This is a genomic window from Pelagibacterium sp. 26DY04 (genome assembly GCF_031202305.1).
GTDB lineage: Bacteria > Pseudomonadota > Alphaproteobacteria > Rhizobiales > Devosiaceae > Pelagibacterium.
The window spans coordinates 2,048,307-2,070,882 of record NZ_CP101731.1 but is presented as its reverse complement, the minus strand read 5'-3'; the positions used below and the strand labels follow the sequence as shown (position 1 = coordinate 2,070,882).

The window sequence follows — 22,576 nt, the reverse complement described above, 5'->3', positions numbered from 1 at the left end:
CGGCCGTGCTCCCTATCCAGCCGGGAGGAGCCGGCGGTTCGCTATTCGACTTCGAGCGCCTGGATGCGGTCGACCAGTTCCTGGAGTTCAGGGGTGTCGACATATTGCTCGTAGACGGGCGCCATGGCGTCGATGAAGGGTTGCTTATCGACCTCGATGATTTCCGAGCCGGCGGCGGCAACGGCTTCAAGCGAAGCCTGTTCGGCGGCATCCCAGAGCTCGCGTTGATAGGCGACCGAATCTATCGCTGCCTGGCGGACCAACTCCTGGTCTTCGGGCGAAAGCCGATCCCAGGTGATTTTCGAGATGGCGAGGACTTCGGGGACGATCAGGTGTTCGTCCAGCGTGTAATAGGGCGCGACTTCGGCGTGCAGCGCGGTTTCATAGGAGGGAGGATTGTTCTCCGCCCCGTCGATGACCCCGGTCTGGATGGCCGAATAGACCTCGCCATAGGGCATGGGCACGGCGTCGGCGCCCAGCGCGTTGATCATGTCGACGAAGAGATCCGACTGCATGACGCGGAATTTCTGACCCGCCATGTCCTCGATCGAGCGGACCGGGGTTTCGGACGTGTAGAAGGACCGCGCGCCCGCATCGTAGAAGGCGAGCCCGATCAGGCCGTGCGGCTCGAAGGCGGCGAGGATGTCGGCGCCGATATCGCCGTCGGCTACAGCGCGCATATGCTCCACCGAACGGAAGATATAGGGCAGCGAGGGGACCTTGGTTTCGGGGATGATGTTGTTGAACGGGCCGAACGAGGCGCGGATGATGTCGATGACGCCGAGCCGGGTCTGTTCGATGGCGTCGGCCTCTTCGCCGAGCTGGCTCGAATGGTAGACTTCGACGCCGATGCGGCCGCCCGAGCGCTCCATAAGCAACTCACCCATGTGCTTGACGGCTTCGACCGTGGGGTAGCCATCGGGGTGGGTGTCGGACGAGCGCAAGAGGATTTCCTGGCTCGCAGCGCCGGTGGCGAGGCCGGCCAGGATGGCCACCGACGCCGAAAACTTCACGAAGACGTTCATAAGTTCCTCCCATGCACAGGCCGGTTCCTCCACCGGCCGAACGGCAAATTCTCCCAGAACGAGGCTTGCGGCAGAACACAACTGGCCCTATCCCTAGCCTGCCCGTCAATCTGGTATGGAAGATTGAATTGCATGTCAACTGACCAATTGTATGTTCTGTATGATAACTGAGCTGGACATAGTTGAAGAGACCAATGCAGAGCGTATCGTTTCGCTGCTGCGCGATGATATTATCAGACTGGCGCTCAAGCCTGGCGATCCGGTCTCCGAATCCGAGATGGCGCTGCGGTTCGGAGTGTCGCGGCAACCCGTACGAGAAGCGCTGATCCGCCTCTCACAGATGGGGCTGGTTACGGTGCGGGCGCGCAGGACGACGCGGGTGGTGCCGATTTCCGAACAGGCGGTGCTCAACGCGCGCTTCGCGCGCGAGGCGCTGGAAGTTGAAATCATGCGCAAGGCGGCTGCGCGGGATCATTCGGGATGGGGAGAGGCGCTGGAGCCGCTGCTGATCGCGCAAGAGGAAGCGGCGACATCGCAGAACGTATCGGCCTTTCATGCGCTTGATGAAGCCTTTCACCGCAAGATCGCCGAACTCGCTGAGGTGGAGTTCGTTTGGGATTTGATCGACGCCCAAAAGGCGCAGCTCGACCGGGTTCGCTTCATGACGCTCGACTCCAATCTGAAGCTATCCCTGGCCGAGCACCGGGACATTACGGAGGCAATTCTTGCGGGCAGGGCGGATGCAGCGGAGCGTGTGTTGCGTACGCATCTGGGAAAAATCACCGCGCATCTCGAACTCGGCCGGAAGCGGTTTCCCGCCTATTTTATCCCGCGTTGATGAAGCGAAGTTGTCATATTTCTTTGGCGCCGTAGCCCATTAGGATCCAACACGAACCCGCCGCTGCCCTTCCTCGAGCCGTTGGCGTGCGCGCGAGGGGCGGGGAAAGATCCCGCAACCCCGATCCGGCCACCATCTGCGCGGTACATCGCCTGTCGCTTTTTCGCGAACAAGCAGATCGCGGCTCAATGCCGGGGAGCATGGCTCGGTGATCGCGGGCAAGCTGCTTGTGAAGGATGACTACAGCTGGGGTTATAACGCCGTGGCAGGCGAATATCAGGCCCTCGTCGCCACAGGCGTGATCGACCCGCAAAGGTGGTCCGCGCCGCGCTTCGGTCGCGTCACTCCTGATCACAACCGAGACCCTGGTGGCCGAGAAGCCCAAGAAGGGAGCGGCTCCCACCATGCCGGCCGGAGCTGGAATGGACTTCTGATTATCGCAAGTCAAAGTGCCCGGCGGTTTGCCGCCGGACATCGTTAACGATTGGGCAGGCCGGCTCAATCGGCTGTCAGCCGAGATATCCAGAAAAACTGTCGCCGCGCGGCCCTAATCAGTGTGGCCGAGCCTTCGCGCGAGCAAAGGAGTGCCCTAATAATGAAAATCGCGCAAATCGCCCCTTTGACTGAATGTGTGCCGCCCAAGCTTTACGGCGGGACGGAGCGCATCGTAGCTTATCTCACCGACGAGTTGGTCCGGCAGGGCCATGAGGTGACGCTCTTTGCCAGCGGCGACTCGAGAACGCTGGCCCAGTTGGTGCCTTGTGCCCATGTCGCTCTGCGGCTCAATCCCCAAGTGCGTGACCCGATTCCCTATAATGTCATGATGCTTGAACAGGTGCGCCAACGCGCCGACGAATTCGATATCCTGCATTTCCACATCGACATGCTACATTTCCCCTTGGTGCGTGAATGCGCCGGCAAGACCATCACTACGCTGCACGGCCGACTCGATCTGCCCGATCTCGTACCTTTCTATCGCACCTTCCCCGAATTCCCGCTGGTTTCGATTTCCAATGATCAGCGCAAACCCATGCCTCCGGTTAACTGGGCCGGGACGATCTATCACGGCCTGCCGGCAGACCTTCTGCCGTTCCAGCCAGAGGCAGCTGGCGGTTATCTGGCGTTCCTGGGACGCATCTCGCCTGAAAAGCGCCCAGACCGCGCCATAGAAATCGCGGCACGTACAGGCATGATCCTCAAGATTGCCGCCAAGGTGGACAAGGTTGACCAGGCCTACTGGGAGAAAACCATCGCCCCGCTTATAGCCCGTCACGACAATGTAGAGTTCATCGGCGAGATCAACGAGGCGCAGAAGGCGCAGTTCCTGGGCAACGCCACAGCGCTTTTGTTTCCCATCGACTGGCCCGAACCCTTCGGATTGGTGATGATCGAGGCCATGGCTTGTGGCACGCCGGTCATCGCCTTCAACTGCGGCTCGGTGCCCGAGGTACTCGACCATGGCGTTTCCGGCTTCATTGTCGAGACGATCGAGCAGGCCGTCGAGTGCGCGCAAAAGGCGCGCGGCCTGGATCGTCATTTGGTCCGCGCCGCATTCGAAGCCCGCTTCACAGCCGAGCGTATGGCGCGGGACTATGTGGCCCTCTATGAGCGCCTGAGCCTGGTGGGACGGCACGAAGCGTTTTCAGCGACTCAAACAGCCCGAAGCGTTTCCGTTCTTATGTGACGGAGGACAGAATGCATGAACTCGCATCACAGATGGAAGCCGGTGGGTTTCCACCCCACGACGAAGAACCCTATGGCGTCCTGGCCCGCGCATCGCTGCAAGAGGTCCGAACCCGCACGCTCAAGCATGGCGACACGTTCGGCGTGTTCGACCATAATGGCGACATCCATGCCGATCCGACCGGCGCGGAGGGCCTTTTTCACCGAGATACACGGCATCTCTCACGCTTGACGCTGACCATCAATGGCAGCAGGCCGCTGCTTTTGAGCTCAACCCTGCGTGATGACAATGCTACTCTGACCTCAGATCTCACCAATCCCGACCTTTTCGACGAGCAGGGACGCCTCCGGCTCGAGCATGATCTGATCCACATCCGTCGCTCGCGGTTTCTTTGGAAGGCTGCATGCTACGAGCGGATCGCCGTGCGCAACTTCGACGAACAGGCGGTCACCGTGGTTCTCGACCTCGTCTTCGAGGCAGATTTCGCCGATCTGTTCGAGGTACGCGGCACCGCCCGCACACGGCGCGGGCAGGACCACGAGGCGGTCGTCGGTGAAGACAGAGTGCTGCTGGGCTATACCGGGCTGGACGGAATCGAGCGCAAGACGCATCTGCGGTTTTTGCCCCGCCCCCACGTGATTTCGGGAGCGCGCGTACGCTTCGTCCTCACCCTCGAACCCAAGGAGACCCAATCGGTACTTGTGACTGTCGAGTGCCTCGACGGCGTCCACAAAACGCCCCGGAGAGAATCGTTCTTCAGCGCCATTCGCGGGGCACGCCATTCCCTGCGCAGGGCCTTCTCGCGCGCGGCCGCGATCGTTACCTCCAACGATATCTTTAACGAGAGCGTGGCTCGCAGCATCTCGGACCTTTATATGCTGATGACCGACACGCCGGAAGGTCCATACCCCTATGCTGGCGTTCCGTGGTTCAGCACGGTTTTCGGGCGGGACGCGCTCATCACCGCGTTCGAGACGCTCTGGATCGACCCAGATATCGCGCGAGGCGTGCTGTTCCATCTCGCGGCCAACCAGGCGACAGAAATGGATGCCGCTGCCGATGCCGAGCCGGGCAAGATCCTGCACGAGGTGCGGTATGGCGAAATGGCGGAGTTGGGCGAGGTGCCATTCCGCCGCTATTACGGCAGCATCGATTCAACACCCTTGTTCATGATGCTGGCGGGAGCATATCTCGACCGCACAGGAGATATGGAGGCGATCGGTGCGCTCTGGCCTCACATCGAGGCCGGGCTGGCGTGGATCGAGCACTATGGCGACCGAGACGGCGACGGATACCTCGAGTATGGCCGCCGGTCCGAGCAGGGCCTGGCCAATCAGGGTTGGAAGGACAGCCACGATTCAATCTTTCACAGCGACGGTACGCTGGCCAAGGGCCCGATCGCGCTCTGCGAGGTGCAGGCCTATGTCTATGGAGCGTTCATGGCAGCAAGCGCCATGGCGGAACGCCTGGGGCATGCCGATGCCGCAGCGCGGTTTGCCCGGCGTGCCGAAAGCCTGCGCCATGCCTTCGCGCGCGATTTCTTCGACCCCGAACTTGGCAGTTACGTTCTGGCGCTCGATGGCGACAAGCGCCCTTGCCGGGTGCTGTCGTCCAATGCAGGACATGCCCTTTGGACCGGTATAGCGGAACGCGCGCACGCCCGCTCGGTCGCTGCCGCCCTTATGGGCCGAGCAAGCTTCAGCGGATGGGGTGTGCGCACGATCGCAGCAGGTCAGAGCCGCTACAATCCCATGAGCTATCACAACGGTTCAGTCTGGCCGCACGATAATGCTCTGATCGCCGCCGGCCTGGCACGCTACGGGCTGAAGGGCGAAACGGTTCGCATTCTCGAGGGATTGTTCGCCGCGGCGAGCTATATCGATTTGCGGCGCTTGCCTGAATTGTTCTGTGGCTTTTCGCGACTCGCATCCCATGGACCGACATTCTACCCAGTCGCCTGTATTCCCCAGGCCTGGGCCGCTGCTGCACCGCTTTACACACTGCAAGCCTGCCTCGGCCTGCGCTTCGATGTCGAGGCCGGTCGCATCCTGTTCGACAGCCCAATGCTGCCGGACTTTCTCAACACGGTCCATCTGAAGCGCTTGCGGTTGAACAGTGCGACGGCCGATATTTCTCTCCACCGCTCTGGCCAAGCCGTGGTGGTCGAGGTGGAAAGGCGCCAAGGTGCGATTGGCTTCGCTACGACCACCTGAATACACCTTGGCGACGTAACTGCTCGAATCAAAGTGTCAATCGGCGTTGAAGTTTGCCCCCTTATCGGCATCCAATATTGACCCCCTATGTGGAGCGGGCGAACCGGTGGAGCTGGCGGGGGTTGCGGAGGCGGTTCGGCCGCGGGTCTGCTGAGGGAGCTTTATTCCCTGTTTTTGAATCGCCAGCTTTCGTTGCAGGTCTCGACGATATCGCAGTGATGAGTGAGCCGATCGAGCAGGGCGGTGGTCATCTTTGTGTCACCGAGGTCTGCTCATAGAGGCGGCTCACCAGATGGAAGAGCAATTAGCCTCCTGACTGGGCAAAGGGAAGATATCCCAGTTCGTCGAGGATGACGAAGTCCTTGCGCCCCATATACTCGGCCAGCCGCCCCTGCTTTCCAGCCCTGGATTCGATCTCGAGCTTGTTGACCAGGTCGACGACGTTGAAGAATCTGCCGCGTGCGCCATTGCGGATACAGGCTCAGGCTATGGCGATTGCCAGGTGGGTCTTTCCGGTTCCCGTCCCGCCGACCAGCACGACATTGCGCTGCAGGCGATCCAGCTCTGCCTGCCACGGCCCGATGGCTGGCAGGGGCTGGGTCTCTCGCTCATAGGAAAAGCGCGTCTCACTCGACCGGATGATCTTGCGCACCGTGTTGCGCGCAACATGCAGCTCACGCTCGATCTGCTTGATGGACTTGCCCTGCACGAAATATGCCCGGCGAACCCGTGCAATCGTATCCACGCCCTTCATCCCCCGACCGCCTGTCAAAATCCAAAACAGGCAGTGCTAAAACCAAAACAAGGGGGTCAATATTGGATGCCGATTAACCCCAAACGGGGGTCAAAATTGCACGCCTAATCACAGGCACGGATTGTTACTGCAGGCGCGGCGGGCAGGACTTCGGCGGCCGCTCGCGACGCACCGTCTTCGGATCGACACGACCAGAACGCAGGGCCGGCGTTGCGAGATGTCATGATCCCGCACGCCCTCAGCACCGCCTCCCGCTGCACCTTCGGTGTCGTTAGGACTTTCCAGAAGGTCCTTCAGCACGATGTTGTCGAGCATTGCGTCCCCAGCAGGCGCTTCAGCTTCCCGTTCTCGTTTTCCAGTGCCTTCAGCGGTGGGCATCGGACACGTCCATCCCGCCATACTTGGCCTTGCGCTTGTAGAACGTCGCCGGGCTGAGCCCATGACGCCGGCACACCTCCGCCGTCGCCATTCTGGCTTCCAAACCGCACCGTTCGCGACAAGATCGGATCCTGCCTCAAGACGCCGCCGATGCGCTTTTCCAGCGGATCGATGAAGCGTCCGCTATGCTCAACTCCCGGCAATCGACGCCGCTCAGGTTCGCCAATGCGAGGCCAAATGAGGAAATCCGCTCGATCATTGATGCGCCGAACTCGCAGCAGGCGACGGCGCAGCTCGTTGCCCAGGCGGCCAAGGACCCGTCTTTACGGTCTTTAAGGTGCTTTCGTTGATGAGCTGATGGCCCGTTCGCGCGCCGGCACTTTCGACGATCCTGGCGCGCCAATCCTTTCAGGCCGGGCCATGCAGAACGCCCTTGCCGATACCTGTTCTCGTTCGTGGTGGGGTGCTGCAAGGTAGCGGGGCACGAACTCGTGCGGTCGTTCCTGAACTTGAGGTGGCGACCAAGGACATCGCGTTAGCGGCGGCGCGTGCCGGCGATGCTAGTCTGATCATCGGGAGCGTCGCGAATCGAGGTAGCGGATCTCGGGTCATCAACTCGATCCAGAGCGAAGCAGACTCGCTTCCGGACCCTTCGAATGGTCAAGTGAGGAGGCGATCGAGGACCTTTGGAAAACGCGGTGGGAAAAGGAGTTTCGACGTGTGAGTAGTCGTCTTGGACAGATCGAACGGCAATCTCACACCATCGCCGTCCTAAAAGCTGCCAGCCCGCTGTCGGACCCAAAACAAAATACAACAAAAGGCAACTTTGGCATTTTTGATAGATGGAGAACCGGCTTGGGCCTGAGTTCTAAATAAAGAAGCGATCGTAGGTACCGTTTGGTACTGGCACCGGGCGCTCGCATGTTGAGGCGATTTGGCACATCTTGTCGGTTTCAGCCGATGTCAATATCGCGGTCAGAACGTCCAGGACATGAAAGGCCATCTCAGCGGATGCACGATGATGTCTGCTCTCCTCAATGGCCTGCGCAAACTCGGCCAACCCGATCCCGCGGTAATTGGCGAAGGAAGGGCTTTGCTCCGGCCAATTGACCTTCCCCAGCGGCAGTGCCCCTGTTGGAACAATGGCTGTCCCATTCGCATCGGTGATCTCGAGGCTGCCGCCGAAGAAATCGGGGTCGGGAAGCACCAGTCGGCCATGCGTGCCGTGTAGGTCAATATGGGGCAGGGCAGTCGGCCGGCTGTCCCAACTCAATGACATGCATACCTGCGGTCCGGCACGGAAGCGCAGCAGGGCCTGTACGGTGGTCGGCACTTCCACCTCGATCGTTGTCCCCCGATGAGGTGAACCTGGCGCGGAGGCCGTCCGGACCCGGCGACCGATGGTTCCGGTCGCGCTCACGGACGTGACGGGCCCCAAAAGAGAGACGAGCGCAGTTATATAATAGGGTCCAATGTCGAAGACCGGCCCGCCGCCGGGCTTAAAAAAGAACTCGGGATTGGGGTGTCGATGTTCCATGCCCCCGGATATGAAATTTGCCTGCCCGAAGACCACCTCGCCAATTGACCCGTCATCGACCGCTTGTCTGGCACGTTGCAGCGCTGCGCCGAGAAATGTGTCGGGAGCGCTCCCCAGCCGGACTGTTCTGGCTCGGGAATGATCCAGCAGCTTTTGCCCCTCTTCGAGCGAGGTTGCGAGGGGCTTTTCGGTATAGACGTGGAGGCCATTTTCGATGGCAGCCATGCTGACGGCGTAGTGGCTTGTGGGCGGAGTAAGGTTGAGAACGGCTTGCACCCCGTGCCTTCCCGCCAGAGCGTCTTCGACGCTCAAGGCGAGAATTCGATGCCGTGCTGCGAAACGCTCAGCGCGTTCGGCGCTCCGGGACGCGCACGCCACAATCTTAAAGCTCCGGAAGTGGTGTGAGAGCCTTGCATAGGCATGCGCGATATCCCCACAGCCGACTATCGCTACGCGCAAAACCATTACTTGCCGGCTCCGCCGAGCAGCCCGCGCACGAAGGCTTTCTGGAAGAACAGATAGGCGGCCATCACCGGCAACACCGATACCAGGGTCGCAGCCATCAGCGGCCCGTATTCGACCTGCAGGCTTGAGGCAAAGCCGGAAATCTGCACGGTCACCGGCCGCGCCTTGTCGCTTGAGGTGAGCGTTATGGCAAACAGCAGGTCGTTCCAGATCGCGCGGCTTTGGATGATGGCAAGTGCGGCCAGACCGGAGGTGGAAGCGGGGAGGAGTAGCTTCCAGAAATACCGGGCGGGGCCACACCCGTCGATCAAGGCCGCCTCGTACATCGAGCGGGGCACCGATGCGAAGAAATTGCGCATGAAGAAGGTGCAGAACGGAATGGCATAGGCGGTGTGTACGAGCCACATGCCGCCGATCGTGTCGTAAAGACCCATGCGCTGGATGAGGAAGAACAGCGGGATTTGAACGATCTGGAAGGGAACTAGCATGCCCGTGAGCAGCAGGAAGTATACGAGCCGGCCGCTCGCGCCGCGCATATAGGCAAGCGGGTAGCCCGCGATAGCGCCGATCAGAATCGAAAGGGCCACGGCCGGGACCGAGATGGCGATGGAGTTGAAAAAGCTCCGGCCCATGCGCTCGAACGCAATCAGATAGTTCTGCCAGTAAAACTCGCTGGGCAGCGAGAGCACCAGGGTGAGCTCGGACGGTGATTTCACCGAGGTGATCGCGGCCACGACGAGCGGGGCGGCAAAGACGATGGCGAAAACGATGAGCACCGTGCGGGTGAGGGCGCTCTGGCGCTGTTGGAGAGCAGTGCTCATCATTCGGCCTCGCTCTCGGTCACGCGAGTGGACATGTAGTAGATGTAGGGCATGATAACGACTGCGGCGATGATCAGCAGATAGACGGCGACGGCGCTGGCCTGGCCCATGGCAAAGCGACCGAAAGCGAGGTCGTACATCTGGGTGGCGAGCACTTCGGAGGAATAGGCCGGCCCGCCCCTGGTCATGGCCCAGACGACGTCGAAGAGGCGCATGGCGTCGATCGCGGACATGCCCAGCACGATAATGGTCGAGGGCCAGAGCAGAGGAAAGCTCACCTTCCAGAATGTCTGCCAGGGCGTGGCGCCCTCGATGCGGGCCGCTTCGATGCATTCGGTGGGGATATTGCGCAGTCCAGCGAAAAAGACCAGGAAGGCAAAGCCTGTCGTCCACCAGGCGACGGCGCCCATGAGCGAGAAATTGACGATCGCCGGATCGCCCAACCAGTTCTGCGCCAGCCCACCCAGGCCCACAAGATTGAAAACGGTGGTGAGCAGACCATTGGAGGGCTCGTACATCCAGCGCCAGATGGCTGCGACGGCCACCGCGGGGATGGTGAAGGGCAAAAAGAAGACAATGCGGAACACGCTCTCTCCCCGTATCCCCCGATCGAGGAGGGCAGCGAGAAGCAGTCCGATGCCAGTGGGGACGATCAGCATGAACGCCACCCAGGTAACGTTGTTGAGCACGGCGTTGATGAACCGCGGCTGGCCCAGAAGGGTTGTGTAGTTCTGCAGTCCGACCCAGCGCATGGAGGGCGAGAACCCGTCCCAGCTATGGAGGGAAAGGTGAATGCTCGAAACAATGGGGTAGATGTAGAACGTCGCAAACAGGAGGACGGGCAAGGCAAGAAATGCCAGATGCGTCCGGGTCGTGCGGTTCGGCATCAACGCGCGCAGGGCCATTGCCAACCTCATGAAGAAATGAAGGAGCGGCCGAAAGAGACCGCTCCAGGGCGTGATTTACCAGGCGATGAAGGCGTCTTCGGCGAGCGCCTGCTGGCGTAGGCTTTCGAGCGTGGCCATCAGTTCGGCCTTGACCGTATCGGACGGATCGATGGCGAACCGCTCGATCTGCACTCCCAATTCCGTGCCGACCGCCGTGGGCAGCAGAAAGAACAGATTGGGCAAAACGGCGTTTGCGGCCGAGGCTTGGGCGAACTGCTCGGCAAACTTGGCGCCGGCATAGCCGTACACCGAAGGATCGACGTTGATATTGGGAGCAAGCGAGCCTTTGGGGACCGCGAAGGCAGCTTGGCCTTCGGGGGAAGCTGCGGTGACAATGAAGTCCTCGGCCGCAGCAATCCCGGCTTCCGAGCCGGCGGGAACGGCGAGCACATCCATTTGGAAGATGGATTTACCGATGGTGCCGGGTGCCTGGAAAACGTCGAATTCCTCGCCAGCCGTGAAGCCGGCCTGTTCGAAGTAGGCGGCCACCCAGATACCCATCATGAACATGCCGGTATCGCCGTTGACCACGTCGTCGGCGGTCTGCGTCCAGGTCTTGCCACTCCAGTTGTCGGCGTAGCACGAGACCATCATGTCGCGGTAAAGGTCGAGCGCTTCGGAAAACTCAGGGCTGTCAAAACCGAGTTCGCCGCTGGCGAGTTGATAATAGCCGTCCTCGCCAAGGACAGAAACCAGAGGGGCATAGAAATTGTAAAGGCTCCAGAAGGTGCCGCCCGCATTACCGAGAGGCTGATATCCGGCCTCCGAGAGCGCAGTGCAGGTTTGCATGAAGCTGTCCCAGTCGGCGGGAGGCTCAAGGCCGAGCTCTTCAAAGATGGCAGTGTTGTAGAACACGTTGTTGATCAGCGAGAGATCGAAGGGAACGCCATAGGGCACACCCTCGACCTTTACGACACGTTGAACGCCTTCAGGGAAAATCTCGTCGCCACCAATCTCTTCCCAGACGTCGGTCAACGGGTGGAGCCGGCCGCCATCCACGAAGGCCTTGAGCTCGAAGGCCATGGAGCTCTGGTAGGCGGCGGGCGGCTGGCCACCCAGAAATGCCGTCTGGAGTTGGCGGCGCAGTTCCACCACATTGCCGGGGATGATCACGCCCGTGAACTGAGCGTTTTGAGCGGCCTCGTTGCCGTTGGCGATGAGCGCTTCCATGCCGGCGAGTTCCGAGCCGGCGGCATAGTAGTGCCAAATCTCATAGGTTTCCTGCGCATGAGCGCCGGCCGAGGCCAGCGCCGCAGCGGCGATGACGCTCACCAATCCTGTCTTTTTCATTTTCCAACCTTTGCAGCCTGAAACTTCCCTCTGCAGACCCTCTAATAATCTGCGTACAAGAAAAATTCTGCGCCAACCCAAGGTTGGATGTCAATCCCTTGTGCACTCCACATGGATGATGGAAAATTGGGCAATCTGGCTGACTTAAATTATGTAAGCAAAAACTGTTAGTTAAGCGAAATTTCCGGCGTCTGTCCAATTTGACTCCCCATCGGGCTATCGGCGTGCACTTGACGCGGGTGATGAACGGTGCATAATTTTTCTTTAGTACAGACAAACTGGGGGGCGCCGGTGAACCGCTCGTATCTGCGACGCTTTCATGCCAACGCGATCTTCCATCGCATCAGGCTCGAGCCCTCGATCTCGCAGCGCGAGATCATAGAGCGCACCGGGTTCGACAAATCGACAGTCTCCTCGATCGTATCCCGCTTCGCCGAGATGGGGCTCATCGAACGCCAGTCAAAGCCGGAGGCCAATCGACGGGGCCGTCCGTCGGAAGGACTGCATATCTCCCGCAATTCAGGGCTTCTGGTGGGGGTTCAAGTTGAGGCCGGCGCTGTCGGCTTTGTCGCCTGCGGGCTTGATGGATCGGTCATGGCGTCCCGGATCGAACCGTTTAGCGGGGCCCTTGATGGCATCGCGACCTATGTGAAGGCGGGCATAGACGCCGTGATTGCCGCCTCGGGCTCGAGCGCGCCGGTCATGGGCGTGGGCGTATCGCTGCCAGGCCTGGTCAAGCGAGACGGCACGCTGGTCCACGTTCCTGTACTCGGCTGGCGCGACGTAGACATGCGCGGCCTACTTGACGGGGTCACCCAAGCCTCGATTTTCGTTGGCAATGACGGCAAGGCGGCCGCCATGGCCGAACGCATGTTCGGCGCCTGCACCGACATCGATGATTTTCTCTATCTATTCTCGGGCTCGGGCGTCGGTGGCGCGCTTTTTCTTGATGGCGAAGTTTACGGCGGGGCCGATGGCTTGGCCGGGGAACTGGGGCACATCAAGATCGTCCCTCAGGGGCGGTTTTGTTCCTGCGGCGCCTCGGGGTGCCTTTCCGCCTACCTCTCCGAACCGGCGCTGGTCCAGGAGATCGAAAGGCTGGGCGGCAGGGTGCCGAACGGTTTTGCATCGATCCTCCAAGGCGCCGAGGCGGGTGACGAAATTGTCCTCAATGTCCTCGACCATGCCGGAGAGGTGCTGGGGTCTGCGGTTTCGAGCCTCATCAACGTCTTCAATCCCCCCGTTGTTCTTTTGGGCGGCGATATCGCGCTGGCCCAGCCCTATGTGTCGGCGGCCATGGAACGTGCCCTGCTGCGGCTGGCCCATCCGGCGATGTATTCGCGCAGCACCGTGAGGTTCTCGGAAATATCGGAAGGCATGCCACTGCTCGGTGGCGTCGCCATCGCCCTCGACGGCATCACGGGCCTCGATGGCTCGCATGTTCTGCAGTGAAAACAGTCTTCTAGCTTAGGTATACCAATGCGCATAGCCATCGTCGGCCTGTCCATCGAAATCATGCTCGCTTCGCCCATTCCTACGGGGATAGGGGCGCTCCAGGAATATTCCGCAGAACAGATGCTCAATGGCGATCTGTGGATGGTGCGCGGTATGCTGGCGCGGCTGGCGGAGGAACCCGGCTGGAATGCGGTGCCCCTCTACTGGGCAACAGCGCTTCCCGGCGGCCCGATGACGGCGGACGCCTACGAGATGGTCAAGAACAAGACCTTGTCGCTCCTCCAAAGCGAAGGGCCCTTCGAGGGTGTTCTGGTCGTCAATCATGGCGCGCTGGAAGTGGATGGACTGGACAGCGATGCTGATGCCGACTTCGTGTGCGCCATCCGCGAAACGGTGGGGTCTGAAGTACCGATTGGCGTTTCGCTCGACTTGCACGGCGATATGACGCCACCGCTCCTGGAGGCTGGAACGGTGTTCTCGGTGCTGCGTACCGCGCCCCATCGCGATGACCGGGAAACCGGATATCGTGCCGCCCACCAACTCATCGACGTCATCAAAAGGGGGCTCAAGCCCAAAAAGGCCGCGGTCACCATCCCCATCCTCGTGCCAGGCGAAACGGCGGTTACCACTCAGGAGCCCGGACGCACGCTCTATGGAAGCCTTGCCGAGTTCGACGCCGTGTCGGGAATGATGGAGGCCAACATCTTGGTTGGTTTCGCCTGGAACGACCGCCCCTGGACGGCGGTGACCGCCTTCGCGGTCGCCGAGGACGATGCCGGGCTGGCCCGGGAGCAGGCGATCAGGCTGGCAGAAAAGATCTGGGCTGCACACTCGCAATTTGTGCTCAACATGGAAACCGCCGAAGTGGGGGAGGGGTTGGAGCGGGCTCTAACGGTGCCCGAGCGACCGGTTTATGTTTCCGATTCAGGTGACAACACCACGGCCGGCGCCGGCGGCGAATTGACGAGCGTTCTCCAGGCAACTCTAGACCTGCCGGAGGGCTCAGATATCATTGTCGCCGGGATCACCGCGCCGGAAACCGTGCGCCAGCTTTTGGCCGCAGGGATAGGAGCGGAGGTCGAGATCGAGCTCGGTGCCGAGCATCTTTCCCGACCCAGGACAAAGCGCAAGGTAAAAGCCGTGGTCGAGGGCGGAGGCGACTGGCTCGAACTGGGCGGCTTCCAGCCCTATCGCTCCCGGGAAGCGGCATGGGCCAAGGTGCGAATCGGCGACGTCGTCGCAACCTTCCACGCCCAGCCGATCGGGATCACCACGCCGCAGCATTTCCGGGCCATGGATATCGATCCGCTGGCGCACAAGGCCTATGTGGTCAAGCTCGGCTATCTGCATCCCCAGCTCGAAGACATAGCGGCGCGTCATATCCTGCTGCTCAGTGACGGGACGTCACAGCTCGACATGACCCGGCTCGAATGGAACCGCCTGCCGCGGCCGACCTGGCCGCTCGACAAGGATTTCGACTGGTCCGCCGCCGCCTCGCTCTACGGCGATGCCGACTGAGCCGGCTGCGGACACGACACGCGATTGAAAGGAGCCCACATGGCCAGCGTAACGCTCGGAAAGGTTGAAAAGGCCTATGACGGCCTTAAAACCGTTCACGGCATCGATCTCGAGATCGCCGATGGGGAATTCATCGTCCTTGTCGGCCCCTCCGGGTGTGGTAAGTCGACGACGTTGCGGATGATCGCGGGTCTGGAGACAGTCACCGGCGGGGAGGTCGCCATCGGCGGACGCAGGGTCAACGAGCTCCAGCCCGGCGAGCGCGACATTGCCATGGTGTTCCAGAATTACGCGCTCTATCCGCATCTGAGCGTTGCCGAGAACATCGTTTTCGGATTGAAGCTGCGCAAGGTGCCCAAGGCCGATATCGAATCTCGCCTCAAGCGCACCGCGGAGATCCTGGGACTCGAGCAATATCTCGACCGCAAACCGCGCCAGCTCTCGGGCGGCCAGCGCCAGCGTGTCGCCATGGGGCGGGCGTTAATCCGCAATCCAGCCGTCTTCCTGTTCGATGAGCCTCTTTCCAATCTCGATGCCAAGCTGCGCGTCCAGATGCGCACAGAGATCAAGGAGCTGCACGCCCGCATCCCGACCACAACGATCTATGTCACCCATGACCAGATCGAAGCGATGACCCTGGCCGACCGGGTCGTGGTGATGAACAAGGGGCGTATCGAACAGGTTGCCGCGCCCGAAGAGCTTTACCAGCGTCCCGCCACGCGCTTTGTGGCCGGCTTTATCGGTTCGCCGGGCATGAATTTCTTTTCAGTGACTATCGAAGCAGGCGGGAGCGAACTCGTCCTCAAGCTCCCCGATGGCCATAGCCTTGCGGTGCCCGACAGCCGCAGGGCTCTGTTTGCTCCCCATGTTGGCGCGCAGATGCTGATCGGTATCCGTCCCGAACATTTCAGTGCACCAACCGAGAGCGCCGCCAACACTCTCGATATCGGTGCCACGCTGGTCGAGCCCCTGGGCATGGATACGCTGGTCCATTTCCGCATGAACGGGACCGATGCAGTGGCTCGTCTGCTGCCGATGCCCGGACTGAAGGCCGGCGCTTCGCTCAAACTCGCCGTCGACATGGCCAAGGTGCATCTGCTCGATCCGAAAACGGACGCGGTTCTGGGATAAGATATGGTGGTCAGCCGGCAGGATCTGATCCGCGTTCTCGCGGCCATAGCTCCCGATCCGGTGCTTGGCGCGGTCTCCGTGAATGCGATCGGCTATGTTGAAGCGCGGCTTGCCGCGGAAGGAGCCAATTGGTTGCCGGCCGTGGAGGAAGGGTTGGTCCACCTTTCCGAGGCTTCGCTTCGGGCCGCGCGCGTTCCTTTCGCCGATATCGACGACCGGGCGCTTACCGAACTGGTCAGTGCCGTGGCCAACCAGAAGTGGTTCGTTATGCTGACGCGCTGGGTCGCCGAAGCGATCTATGCCAATCCCGGCAACGGCGGAAACCCTGGCGCCAGATCCTGGAGAGAGGTGGGATATCGCCATGGCCTACCTGAAGGGCCCAATGGTCCATCGCGAAAGCAACCTTCTCCTGAACCGCGACGCGAGCTGGCGGCACATTACGACGCCATTGTTGTCGGCGCAGGGGCAGGGGGCGGCATCGTCGCTACGCAGTTGGCTCTTGCGGGACGCAAGGTTCTGCTCGTTGAGCGCGGCCGGCGTCTGGACTATCGCAACAGCGGCCATCGCGATCATCTGCGCAATCATCGCCACCCGGTTTACGGCCACAACACCGGGCCCGACCGAGAAGATGGCCTGCGGGTCCTGGTCCGGCCCGACGGCAGCGAAGCCCTTGTCGAGCCCCACACCGTCGAGTTCGGCAACAATGCGGCCTGCGTTGGCAGCGGCACGCTGATCTATGGCGGGCTGGCCTGGCGCTTTCATCCCGACGACTTCCGCATGGCCAGCAAATACGGCGTACCTGATGGCTCGTCCCTCGTCGATTGGCCCATCGGATATGATGATCTCGAACCCTGGTACGAGATGGCCGAGCACGAGATCGGGGTGTGCGGCCCACAGGGCGCCATGCCGCACGAGTCCAAGCGGCGCCGAAACCTGCCGATGCCGCCGCTGCCGCGATACGCAAGTGCGCGGGTGCTCGAACGCGGCGGCCAAGCCCTGGGGCTTGAGACCTTCCCGCCGCCGGTGCTGGTCAATTCCGTGCCGCGGGCTGGCCGGGCTGCCTGCATGGAGTGCGGAAGCTGCGTCGGTTTCGCCTGTCCTTCGGACGGCAAAAACGGCACGCAAAACACCGTCCTTCCGCGCGCCCTGGCGACGGGCAATCTCACCCTTGTCGCCGAAACGACCGTCGAGAAGGTGCTGACGGCATCCAATGGGCGCGTAGCGGGAGTGGCGATGGCCTGGAATGATGCCGGAGAGATAGAGCGTCGTGAGATCGGCGCCGATATCGTGGTGCTTTCGGCTGGCGCTATCGAAACCGCACGGCTTTTGATGCTTTCGAATCTCGCCAATGAGTTCGGTCATCTCGGGCGCCACCTCCAGGGGCACACCTATCCCACCGCGTTCGGGCTCTTTGACGATGAGGTCTATGCAGAGCGCGGGCCGGGCGTCACCATCGCGACGACGGCCTACGCCCATGACAATCCGGGCATCGTGGGCGGGGCGATGCTGGCCGACGATTTCATCATCCCGCCTGCGATCTTCTGGGATCAAGCCCTGCCGCCGGATCTACCCCGCTGGGGCCAGGCGCCCCACGATTTCATGCGACACAGCTACCGACGGGTGACGCAGGTCAAGGGTCCGGTCCATGAAGTTCCTTCGCCCCAATGCAGGGTGGAACTTGACCCTACACTGACCGACAAATGGGGGCGTCCGGTGGCCCGCCTTTCTGGCGTCGTTCATCCCGAGACGCAGAGGACGGCCCATTTCCTGCTTGAGCGGGCAAGTGAATGGCTGGTTGCATCCGGAGCGACCAAGGTCTGGGGGCACGTACCCGCGCCCAGGCTCTCGGCCTACCAGCATCAGGCCGGAACATGCCGGATGGGCGACGACCCGGCGCATTCGGTCACCGATCCGTTCGGCCGGGTGTGGGGGCATGACAATCTCTTTGTTGCCGATGCCTCGCTGCATCCGACGAATGGTGGGTTCAACCCCGTCCTCACGGTCATGGCGCTCGCCTTCCGCAGCGCCGATCACATCCTTTCAACCCTATAGCGAGTCAATCATGAGCGAGCTCAAAGCAGTCACCCTTCCCGATTTCGGCACACCGCTGGAGCGTCCGCAAATCCCGGCTCAAACCCTCGCCGCTCGGTGTGACGCAGCCTATGCGCGCGCCGGCAAGACATGGCTGTTCGTCTACGCCGACCGCGAGCACAACGCCAACATCCTCCATTTCACCGGGTTCGACCCGCGCTTTGAGGAAGCTATCCTGTTGCTGGGTCCTGATGGCCGCCGGGTGGTGATAACGGGCAACGAGTCCGAAAGCTTCACGGCGATTTCCCCGCTGCCCGGGCTCGAAACGGTTCTCGCTCAGACGCTGAGCCTTATGGGCCAGGACCGCAGCCGCAAGCCCAGCCTTGAGGGGGTGCTGCGCGACGTTGGGCTTAAGGAGGGCGACACCGTCGGGATCGTGGGCTGGAAGTACCTGGGCAGCCAGGAATGGGAGGGTGAAACCGCGGGTTTCATCGTGCCCCACTACATGGTCTCGATCCTGGCGCGGCTCGTCGGTGGTGCAGAGGGGTTGTCCGATGAAACGGCGATGGTGATGAACCCGCGCGACGGGTTGCGCTCGATTATCGACGCAGACCAGATCGCAGCGTTCGAATGGGCATCGGCGCGTGCCTCGGCAGCGGTATGGTCGGTGCTCACGCAGGCGCGGCCGGGCCAGCGCGAGATCGAGGCGGCCGCGCACTTTGCCTATGCGGGCGAGCCGCTGAGCGCGCATTCGATGTTTGCTTCAGGCAACCGCGGCCATCAGATCCATGGCCTCAACAGCGCCACCTCGCGCGTGCTCGAAAAGGGCGACGGGGTAACGACAGCTGTTGGATACTGGGGCGGGCTCTCCTCGCGGGCAGGCCTGCTTGACGATGACAACGAGGATTTCGTCGCCGTGGCAGGCCGCTATTTCGATGCGCTGGTCAAATGGTACGACACGGCCGATATCGGCGTGACCGGTGGGGCACTATACGATGCGGTGACTGAAAGGTTGGCCCAGGGCGGGCTTAAATCGGCGCTCAACCCCGGCCATCTGGTCAATTACGACGAATGGAGCCATTCACCGGTGCGGCCGGGATCAACCGACGCGATCAGCTCAGGGATGGTCTTTCAGGTCGATGTCATTCCCACGCCAACCCCGGTTGGCACCGCGCTCAACTGCGAGGACGCAGTGGCCTTTGCCGATTCGAAACTGCGGGATGAATTAGCTGCCAAGCATCCAAAGACCTGGGAGCGCATCGCCAAACGGCGCGCCTTCATGCGCGATGAAATTGGAGTGTCGCTCAAGGAATCGATCCTGCCGCTCTCCAACCTTCCGCTCTATCTGCCCCCCTTGTGGCTGGCGGCGGATAGGGTGCTCGTGAACAGCTGAGCCAGAGCGCGGGCGATACTTGTTGTCGCCCGCCTCCACGCTAGAGTGCCCAGCGTCCATAGGGCGAGCGTACGACTGCGCCAATGGCGTTGAGAATGATGTGGCCGGCCGTAAGCGCGGTGAGTTCGTTGACATCCTTGGCCGGAGCAATTTCGACGATGTCCATGCCGAGCAGGCGCCCCCTCTGCGTCAGGCCCCTGATCAGATCGATAATTTGACGATAGGTGACGCCGCCGGGCTGGGGGTTGCTGACTGCGGGCATAACAGCGGGATCCAGCCCGTCCGCATCGATTGTGATGTAGAAATTGCCCCCCATCGGCATGATATCGAGCAGAGCCCGTGTGCCGAGCCGCTCCCACTCCGCCATGGTGACGATGTGGGCGCCATAGTCGAGCGCTGCGGCGACCTCGTCGGGTCGGGCGCTGCCCTGTCCGCGGATACCAAGCTGGTAAATCCCATCTATATGCGGCAATTCGGACGCGCGGCGGATGGTGCTCGAAAGCCCTTCAAACTTTTCGCAGAACGCATCGCGCCAATCGAGATGGGCATCGACATGGACAAGGGTGACCGGCCCGTGATCGGCCAAAGCCCTAAAAATGGGAATTGGGATGCCGTGATCGCCGCCCATGGTGATGGGAAAAGCGCCGGCCGAAAGAACACGCCGGGCCAATGTTTCTAACCGAGTATAGTGACTGGCAAGGTCGGTCCGGTCGCCGAAGACGTCACCGGCATCGCACAGACGAACGGGCTTGCCATTGAAAACGGTGCCGCCGATGTCGAAATCATAACGATCGAGGCTTTGCGTGAGGCGCTGAGAAGCGCGCCGCACGGCGGCAGGGGCGCGGCTCTGTTCGTTGACGATCTCCTCGAAAGAATAGGCATCGCCATAAGGCATGCCAATAAAGACGAAGTCGGCGTTGATCTCTTGGGTGGGGTCGACCAGGGGCATGTCGAGGAAGGTCTGGAACGCCCTAGGAGGCGGCGTGGACAGAGCGGTCATTTTGTTCGTCCATGGCATAGGAAGGGTTCAGGCGGCGTGGGCGACGCCCAGGAACTGACGCAATTCGGGAGTGCGGGGGCTGCCGAACACAGTGTCGGGCGTTCCCATCTCGTGCACCCGGCCCTCATGCATAAAGATCACGCGGTCGCAGACCTCGCGGGCGAACTGCATTTCGTGGGTGACCATGGCGAGGGTCATGCCTTTGCCGGCCAAAGTTCTCACCACCGCGAGCACCTCACCGACCAGCTCGGGGTCGAGCGCCGAGGTGATCTCATCGCAAAGCAGAGCTACTGGCTTCATGGCCAGCGACCGGGCGATGGCGACGCGCTGCTGCTGGCCGCCCGAGAGTTTATCTGGATAGGCATCGAACTTGTCCGAAAGACCTACGCTTGCAAGCATTTCCTCGGCGACCCTGCGGGCCTCCTCCTCGGGAACTTTCTTGACTACGGTCTGAGCGAGCATGACGTTGCGTCCTGCTGTCAGATGAGGAAACAGGTTGAACTGCTGGAAGATCATCCCAACCTTGAGCCGCAAGCGGCGCAGGTCGGCCGCCGTTTCGTGCAAGTGCTCGCCGCCAATGGTGACGGACCCCTCGTCGATAGTCTCGAGCCCATTGATACACCGCAAGAGCGTGCTCTTGCCTGAACCGCTTTTGCCGATGATGGCGAGCACTTCTCCGCGTTCGATCGCGATGTCGATACCCTTGAGGACTTGGACGGGACCAAAACTCTTGTGAACATCATTGATTTCGATGAGCGACATTGAGTTTCCTCTCGAGATTGCGGCTTCCCTGGGAGAGTGGCCAACACAGGATGAAATAGATTGTGGCGACGATTCCGTAGACGAGAAAGGGCTGGAAGGTGACGTTTGCCATCATCCCGCCGGCGCGGGACACCTCGATGAACCCTATGATCGAGGTGATGGCCGTCGCCTTGATAATCTGGACCATAAACCCGACGGTGGGCGGGATGGCGATGACGAAGGCTTGGGGCAGGATGATGTAGCGCATCTGCTCGAGATAGCTCATGCCCAGGCTCGCGGACGCCTCCCACTGGCCCTTATGAACCGACTGTACGCATCCCTTCCAGATTTCGGTGAGGAATGCGGCGGTCCAAAGCGAAAGCCCCAGGATGGCGGCCAGCCAAGCCGACGTATCAATCCCGATCAGGGGCAATCCGAAGAACAGGACGAAAAGCTGGATCAAAAGCGGCGTGCCCTGAAAAAGATCAACATAGGCGCGGCTTATGACGTTGAGCGCTTTGATCGAACTGGTGCGCAGCGGCAGAAGCAGAAGCGCCAAGACGCCGCCGCCGACAAAAGAGATGAGCGAGAGCAGGATGGTCCAGCGGGTGGACAGCGCCAAGTTGCGCAGGATGTCCCAGGTGGTCAGGTCAGTCACGGGCATACCTCCGCGGGAAAATCCTACGCCCTAAAAGATCGAGCAACCCCCGCATGATGGCGGCCAGCGCGAGGTAGATGAATAGGGAGACAAAGAAGGTTTCGAACGAGCGGAAGTTTCGCGACTGGATAAAGTTGGCGACGAAGGTGATGTCCTCGACCGCGATCTGAGAAACGACCGAGGTGCCCAGCATGACGATAACGAATTGTGAGGAAAGGGCCGGCCAAATCCGCTCAAGTGCGGGAAAGAGGATGATGTGGCGGAAGACCTCGGTGCGCGACATCGCTAGGCTGGTGCCGGCCTCCACCTGCCCGCGAGGGGTTGCCTGGATGCCGGCGCGGACGATTTCGCATGAGTAAGCGCCGACGTTCAGCACGGTGGTGGCGATGGCCGCTGTGAAAGCCGAGACGCGAATGCCCAGTTCGGGCAATCCAAAATAGATGAAAAACAGCTGGATCAGGAACGGGGTATTGCGGATGACCTCGACATAGGCATGGACAACGGGTCGGGCTCGACCAGGCCCCCAGCTCAGCGTCCAGGCGCATCCCAGGCCGAGGGCTATTCCGCCCAGAGTGCCCAGCAGTGAAAGACCAATTGTGACGAGCGCCCCCGCCAGCAGCATAGGCGCGTAGGGGATCACCCACCCATAGTCAAATACGTAGTTCATCCTTAGCCCCAATAGGCTGGCGCCCCGCCG

The 22,576-nt window shown here is 61.2% G+C and carries 17 protein-coding genes and 4 pseudogenes; 9 read left to right on the top strand and 12 right to left on the bottom strand.

Features of this window, described 5'->3' with window-relative positions:
- Positions 1-41: 41 nt before the first annotated feature.
- Positions 42-1,025, bottom strand: a complete 984-nt coding sequence (locus tag NO932_RS10100; RefSeq protein ID WP_309207261.1) for a TRAP transporter substrate-binding protein — start codon at positions 1,023-1,025, stop codon at positions 42-44.
- A gap of 160 nt (positions 1,026-1,185) precedes the next feature.
- Here NO932_RS10100 and NO932_RS10095 point away from each other — a divergent pair, with 160 nt between their 5' ends.
- From NO932_RS10095 to NO932_RS10080, 4 genes and pseudogenes are all read left to right on the top strand, one after another.
- A complete protein-coding gene (locus NO932_RS10095) occupies positions 1,186-1,863 on the top strand; it encodes a GntR family transcriptional regulator (RefSeq protein WP_309207260.1) in 678 nt (225 codons plus the stop codon).
- Positions 1,864-2,050: 187 nt separating this feature from the next.
- A pseudogene (gene groEL / locus NO932_RS10090) lies at positions 2,051-2,297 on the top strand (chaperonin GroEL); the annotation flags it as partial.
- 161 nt (positions 2,298-2,458) lie between these two features.
- A complete protein-coding gene (locus NO932_RS10085; RefSeq protein WP_309207259.1) occupies positions 2,459-3,547 on the top strand; it encodes a glycosyltransferase family 4 protein in 1,089 nt (362 codons plus the stop codon).
- Positions 3,548-3,579: 32 nt separating this feature from the next.
- Entirely contained in the window at positions 3,580-5,760 is a 2,181-nt protein-coding gene (locus tag NO932_RS10080) for a glycogen debranching N-terminal domain-containing protein (protein WP_375142883.1), read from the top strand.
- A gap of 161 nt (positions 5,761-5,921) precedes the next feature.
- Here the strand turns inward: NO932_RS10080 and NO932_RS10075 are convergent.
- From NO932_RS10075 to NO932_RS10045, 7 genes and pseudogenes are all read right to left on the bottom strand, one after another.
- Positions 5,922-6,310, bottom strand: a pseudogene (locus NO932_RS10075) (ATP-binding protein); the annotation flags it as partial.
- Positions 6,311-6,514 (bottom strand): annotated as a pseudogene (locus NO932_RS10070) (IS21 family transposase); the annotation flags it as partial.
- 151 nt (positions 6,515-6,665) lie between these two features.
- Positions 6,666-7,022: pseudogene (locus NO932_RS19365) on the bottom strand (transposase); the annotation flags it as partial.
- Between the two features lie 738 nt (positions 7,023-7,760).
- Positions 7,761-8,894 carry a Gfo/Idh/MocA family oxidoreductase gene (locus NO932_RS10060; RefSeq protein WP_309207257.1) on the bottom strand — a complete coding sequence of 378 codons (1,134 nt, stop codon included), beginning with the start codon at positions 8,892-8,894 and terminating at the stop codon, positions 7,761-7,763.
- Complete coding sequence (locus NO932_RS10055; protein WP_309207256.1) at positions 8,894-9,718, bottom strand: carbohydrate ABC transporter permease; 825 nt, start codon at positions 9,716-9,718, stop codon at positions 8,894-8,896. The genes NO932_RS10060 and NO932_RS10055 overlap by 1 nt, the downstream gene beginning before the upstream one ends.
- Complete coding sequence (locus tag NO932_RS10050; protein ID WP_309207255.1) at positions 9,715-10,620, bottom strand: sugar ABC transporter permease; 906 nt, start codon at positions 10,618-10,620, stop codon at positions 9,715-9,717. The genes NO932_RS10055 and NO932_RS10050 overlap by 4 nt, the downstream gene beginning before the upstream one ends.
- Before the next feature lie 57 nt (positions 10,621-10,677).
- Complete coding sequence (locus tag NO932_RS10045; protein ID WP_309207254.1) at positions 10,678-11,952, bottom strand: ABC transporter substrate-binding protein; 1,275 nt, start codon at positions 11,950-11,952, stop codon at positions 10,678-10,680.
- 291 nt (positions 11,953-12,243) lie between these two features.
- Between NO932_RS10045 and NO932_RS10040 the strand changes: the two genes are divergently transcribed.
- Genes NO932_RS10040 through NO932_RS10020 form a run of 5 tightly spaced genes read left to right on the top strand, consistent with a single transcriptional unit; the run spans position 12,244 to position 19,480 of the window.
- Positions 12,244-13,404, top strand: a complete 1,161-nt coding sequence (locus NO932_RS10040) for an ROK family transcriptional regulator (protein ID WP_309207253.1) — start codon at positions 12,244-12,246, stop codon at positions 13,402-13,404.
- Between the two features lie 27 nt (positions 13,405-13,431).
- Positions 13,432-14,925, top strand: a complete 1,494-nt coding sequence (locus NO932_RS10035; protein WP_309207252.1) for a M81 family metallopeptidase — start codon at positions 13,432-13,434, stop codon at positions 14,923-14,925.
- 39 nt (positions 14,926-14,964) lie between these two features.
- Positions 14,965-16,056 carry a sn-glycerol-3-phosphate ABC transporter ATP-binding protein UgpC gene (locus tag NO932_RS10030; RefSeq protein ID WP_309207251.1) on the top strand — a complete coding sequence of 364 codons (1,092 nt, stop codon included), beginning with the start codon at positions 14,965-14,967 and terminating at the stop codon, positions 16,054-16,056.
- Positions 16,057-16,059: 3 nt separating this feature from the next.
- Complete coding sequence (locus NO932_RS10025; RefSeq protein WP_309207250.1) at positions 16,060-18,108, top strand: GMC family oxidoreductase; 2,049 nt, start codon at positions 16,060-16,062, stop codon at positions 18,106-18,108.
- 10 nt (positions 18,109-18,118) lie between these two features.
- Entirely contained in the window at positions 18,119-19,480 is a 1,362-nt protein-coding gene (locus NO932_RS10020; RefSeq protein ID WP_309207249.1) for a M24 family metallopeptidase, read from the top strand.
- 40 nt (positions 19,481-19,520) lie between these two features.
- On the opposite strand, the gene NO932_RS10015 is transcribed toward NO932_RS10020, so the two are convergent.
- Genes NO932_RS10015 through NO932_RS10000 form a run of 4 tightly spaced genes read right to left on the bottom strand, consistent with a single transcriptional unit; the run spans position 19,521 to position 22,546 of the window.
- Positions 19,521-20,480, bottom strand: a complete 960-nt coding sequence (locus tag NO932_RS10015; RefSeq protein ID WP_309207248.1) for an arginase family protein — start codon at positions 20,478-20,480, stop codon at positions 19,521-19,523.
- A gap of 27 nt (positions 20,481-20,507) precedes the next feature.
- Complete coding sequence (locus tag NO932_RS10010; protein WP_309207247.1) at positions 20,508-21,242, bottom strand: amino acid ABC transporter ATP-binding protein; 735 nt, start codon at positions 21,240-21,242, stop codon at positions 20,508-20,510.
- A complete protein-coding gene (locus tag NO932_RS10005) occupies positions 21,220-21,885 on the bottom strand; it encodes an amino acid ABC transporter permease (protein WP_375142729.1) in 666 nt (221 codons plus the stop codon). Before NO932_RS10005 ends, NO932_RS10010 begins: the two co-directional genes overlap by 23 nt.
- Entirely contained in the window at positions 21,872-22,546 is a 675-nt protein-coding gene (locus NO932_RS10000) for an amino acid ABC transporter permease (protein ID WP_309207246.1), read from the bottom strand. Before NO932_RS10000 ends, NO932_RS10005 begins: the two co-directional genes overlap by 14 nt.
- Positions 22,547-22,576 lie beyond the last annotated feature (30 nt).

Bases quoted from the DNA above. Each gene is read 5' to 3' on its own strand.
- NO932_RS10100 (WP_309207261.1), bottom strand. From the start codon at position 1,025: ATGAACGTCTTCGTGAAGTTTTCGGCGTCGGTGGCCATCCTGGCCGGC.
- NO932_RS10095 (WP_309207260.1), top strand. From the start codon at position 1,186: ATGATAACTGAGCTGGACATAGTTGAAGAGACCAATGCAGAGCGTATC.
- NO932_RS10085 (WP_309207259.1), top strand. From the start codon at position 2,459: ATGAAAATCGCGCAAATCGCCCCTTTGACTGAATGTGTGCCGCCCAAG.
- NO932_RS10080 (WP_375142883.1), top strand. From the start codon at position 3,580: ATGGAAGCCGGTGGGTTTCCACCCCACGACGAAGAACCCTATGGCGTC.
- NO932_RS10060 (WP_309207257.1), bottom strand. From the start codon at position 8,894: ATGGTTTTGCGCGTAGCGATAGTCGGCTGTGGGGATATCGCGCATGCC.
- NO932_RS10055 (WP_309207256.1), bottom strand. From the start codon at position 9,718: ATGATGAGCACTGCTCTCCAACAGCGCCAGAGCGCCCTCACCCGCACG.
- NO932_RS10050 (WP_309207255.1), bottom strand. From the start codon at position 10,620: ATGGCCCTGCGCGCGTTGATGCCGAACCGCACGACCCGGACGCATCTG.
- NO932_RS10045 (WP_309207254.1), bottom strand. From the start codon at position 11,952: ATGAAAAAGACAGGATTGGTGAGCGTCATCGCCGCTGCGGCGCTGGCC.
- NO932_RS10035 (WP_309207252.1), top strand. From the start codon at position 13,432: ATGCGCATAGCCATCGTCGGCCTGTCCATCGAAATCATGCTCGCTTCG.
- NO932_RS10030 (WP_309207251.1), top strand. From the start codon at position 14,965: ATGGCCAGCGTAACGCTCGGAAAGGTTGAAAAGGCCTATGACGGCCTT.
- NO932_RS10025 (WP_309207250.1), top strand. From the start codon at position 16,060: ATGGTGGTCAGCCGGCAGGATCTGATCCGCGTTCTCGCGGCCATAGCT.
- NO932_RS10020 (WP_309207249.1), top strand. From the start codon at position 18,119: ATGAGCGAGCTCAAAGCAGTCACCCTTCCCGATTTCGGCACACCGCTG.
- NO932_RS10015 (WP_309207248.1), bottom strand. From the start codon at position 20,480: ATGACCGCTCTGTCCACGCCGCCTCCTAGGGCGTTCCAGACCTTCCTC.
- NO932_RS10010 (WP_309207247.1), bottom strand. From the start codon at position 21,242: ATGTCGCTCATCGAAATCAATGATGTTCACAAGAGTTTTGGTCCCGTC.
- NO932_RS10005 (WP_375142729.1), bottom strand. From the start codon at position 21,885: ATGCCCGTGACTGACCTGACCACCTGGGACATCCTGCGCAACTTGGCG.
- NO932_RS10000 (WP_309207246.1), bottom strand. From the start codon at position 22,546: ATGAACTACGTATTTGACTATGGGTGGGTGATCCCCTACGCGCCTATG.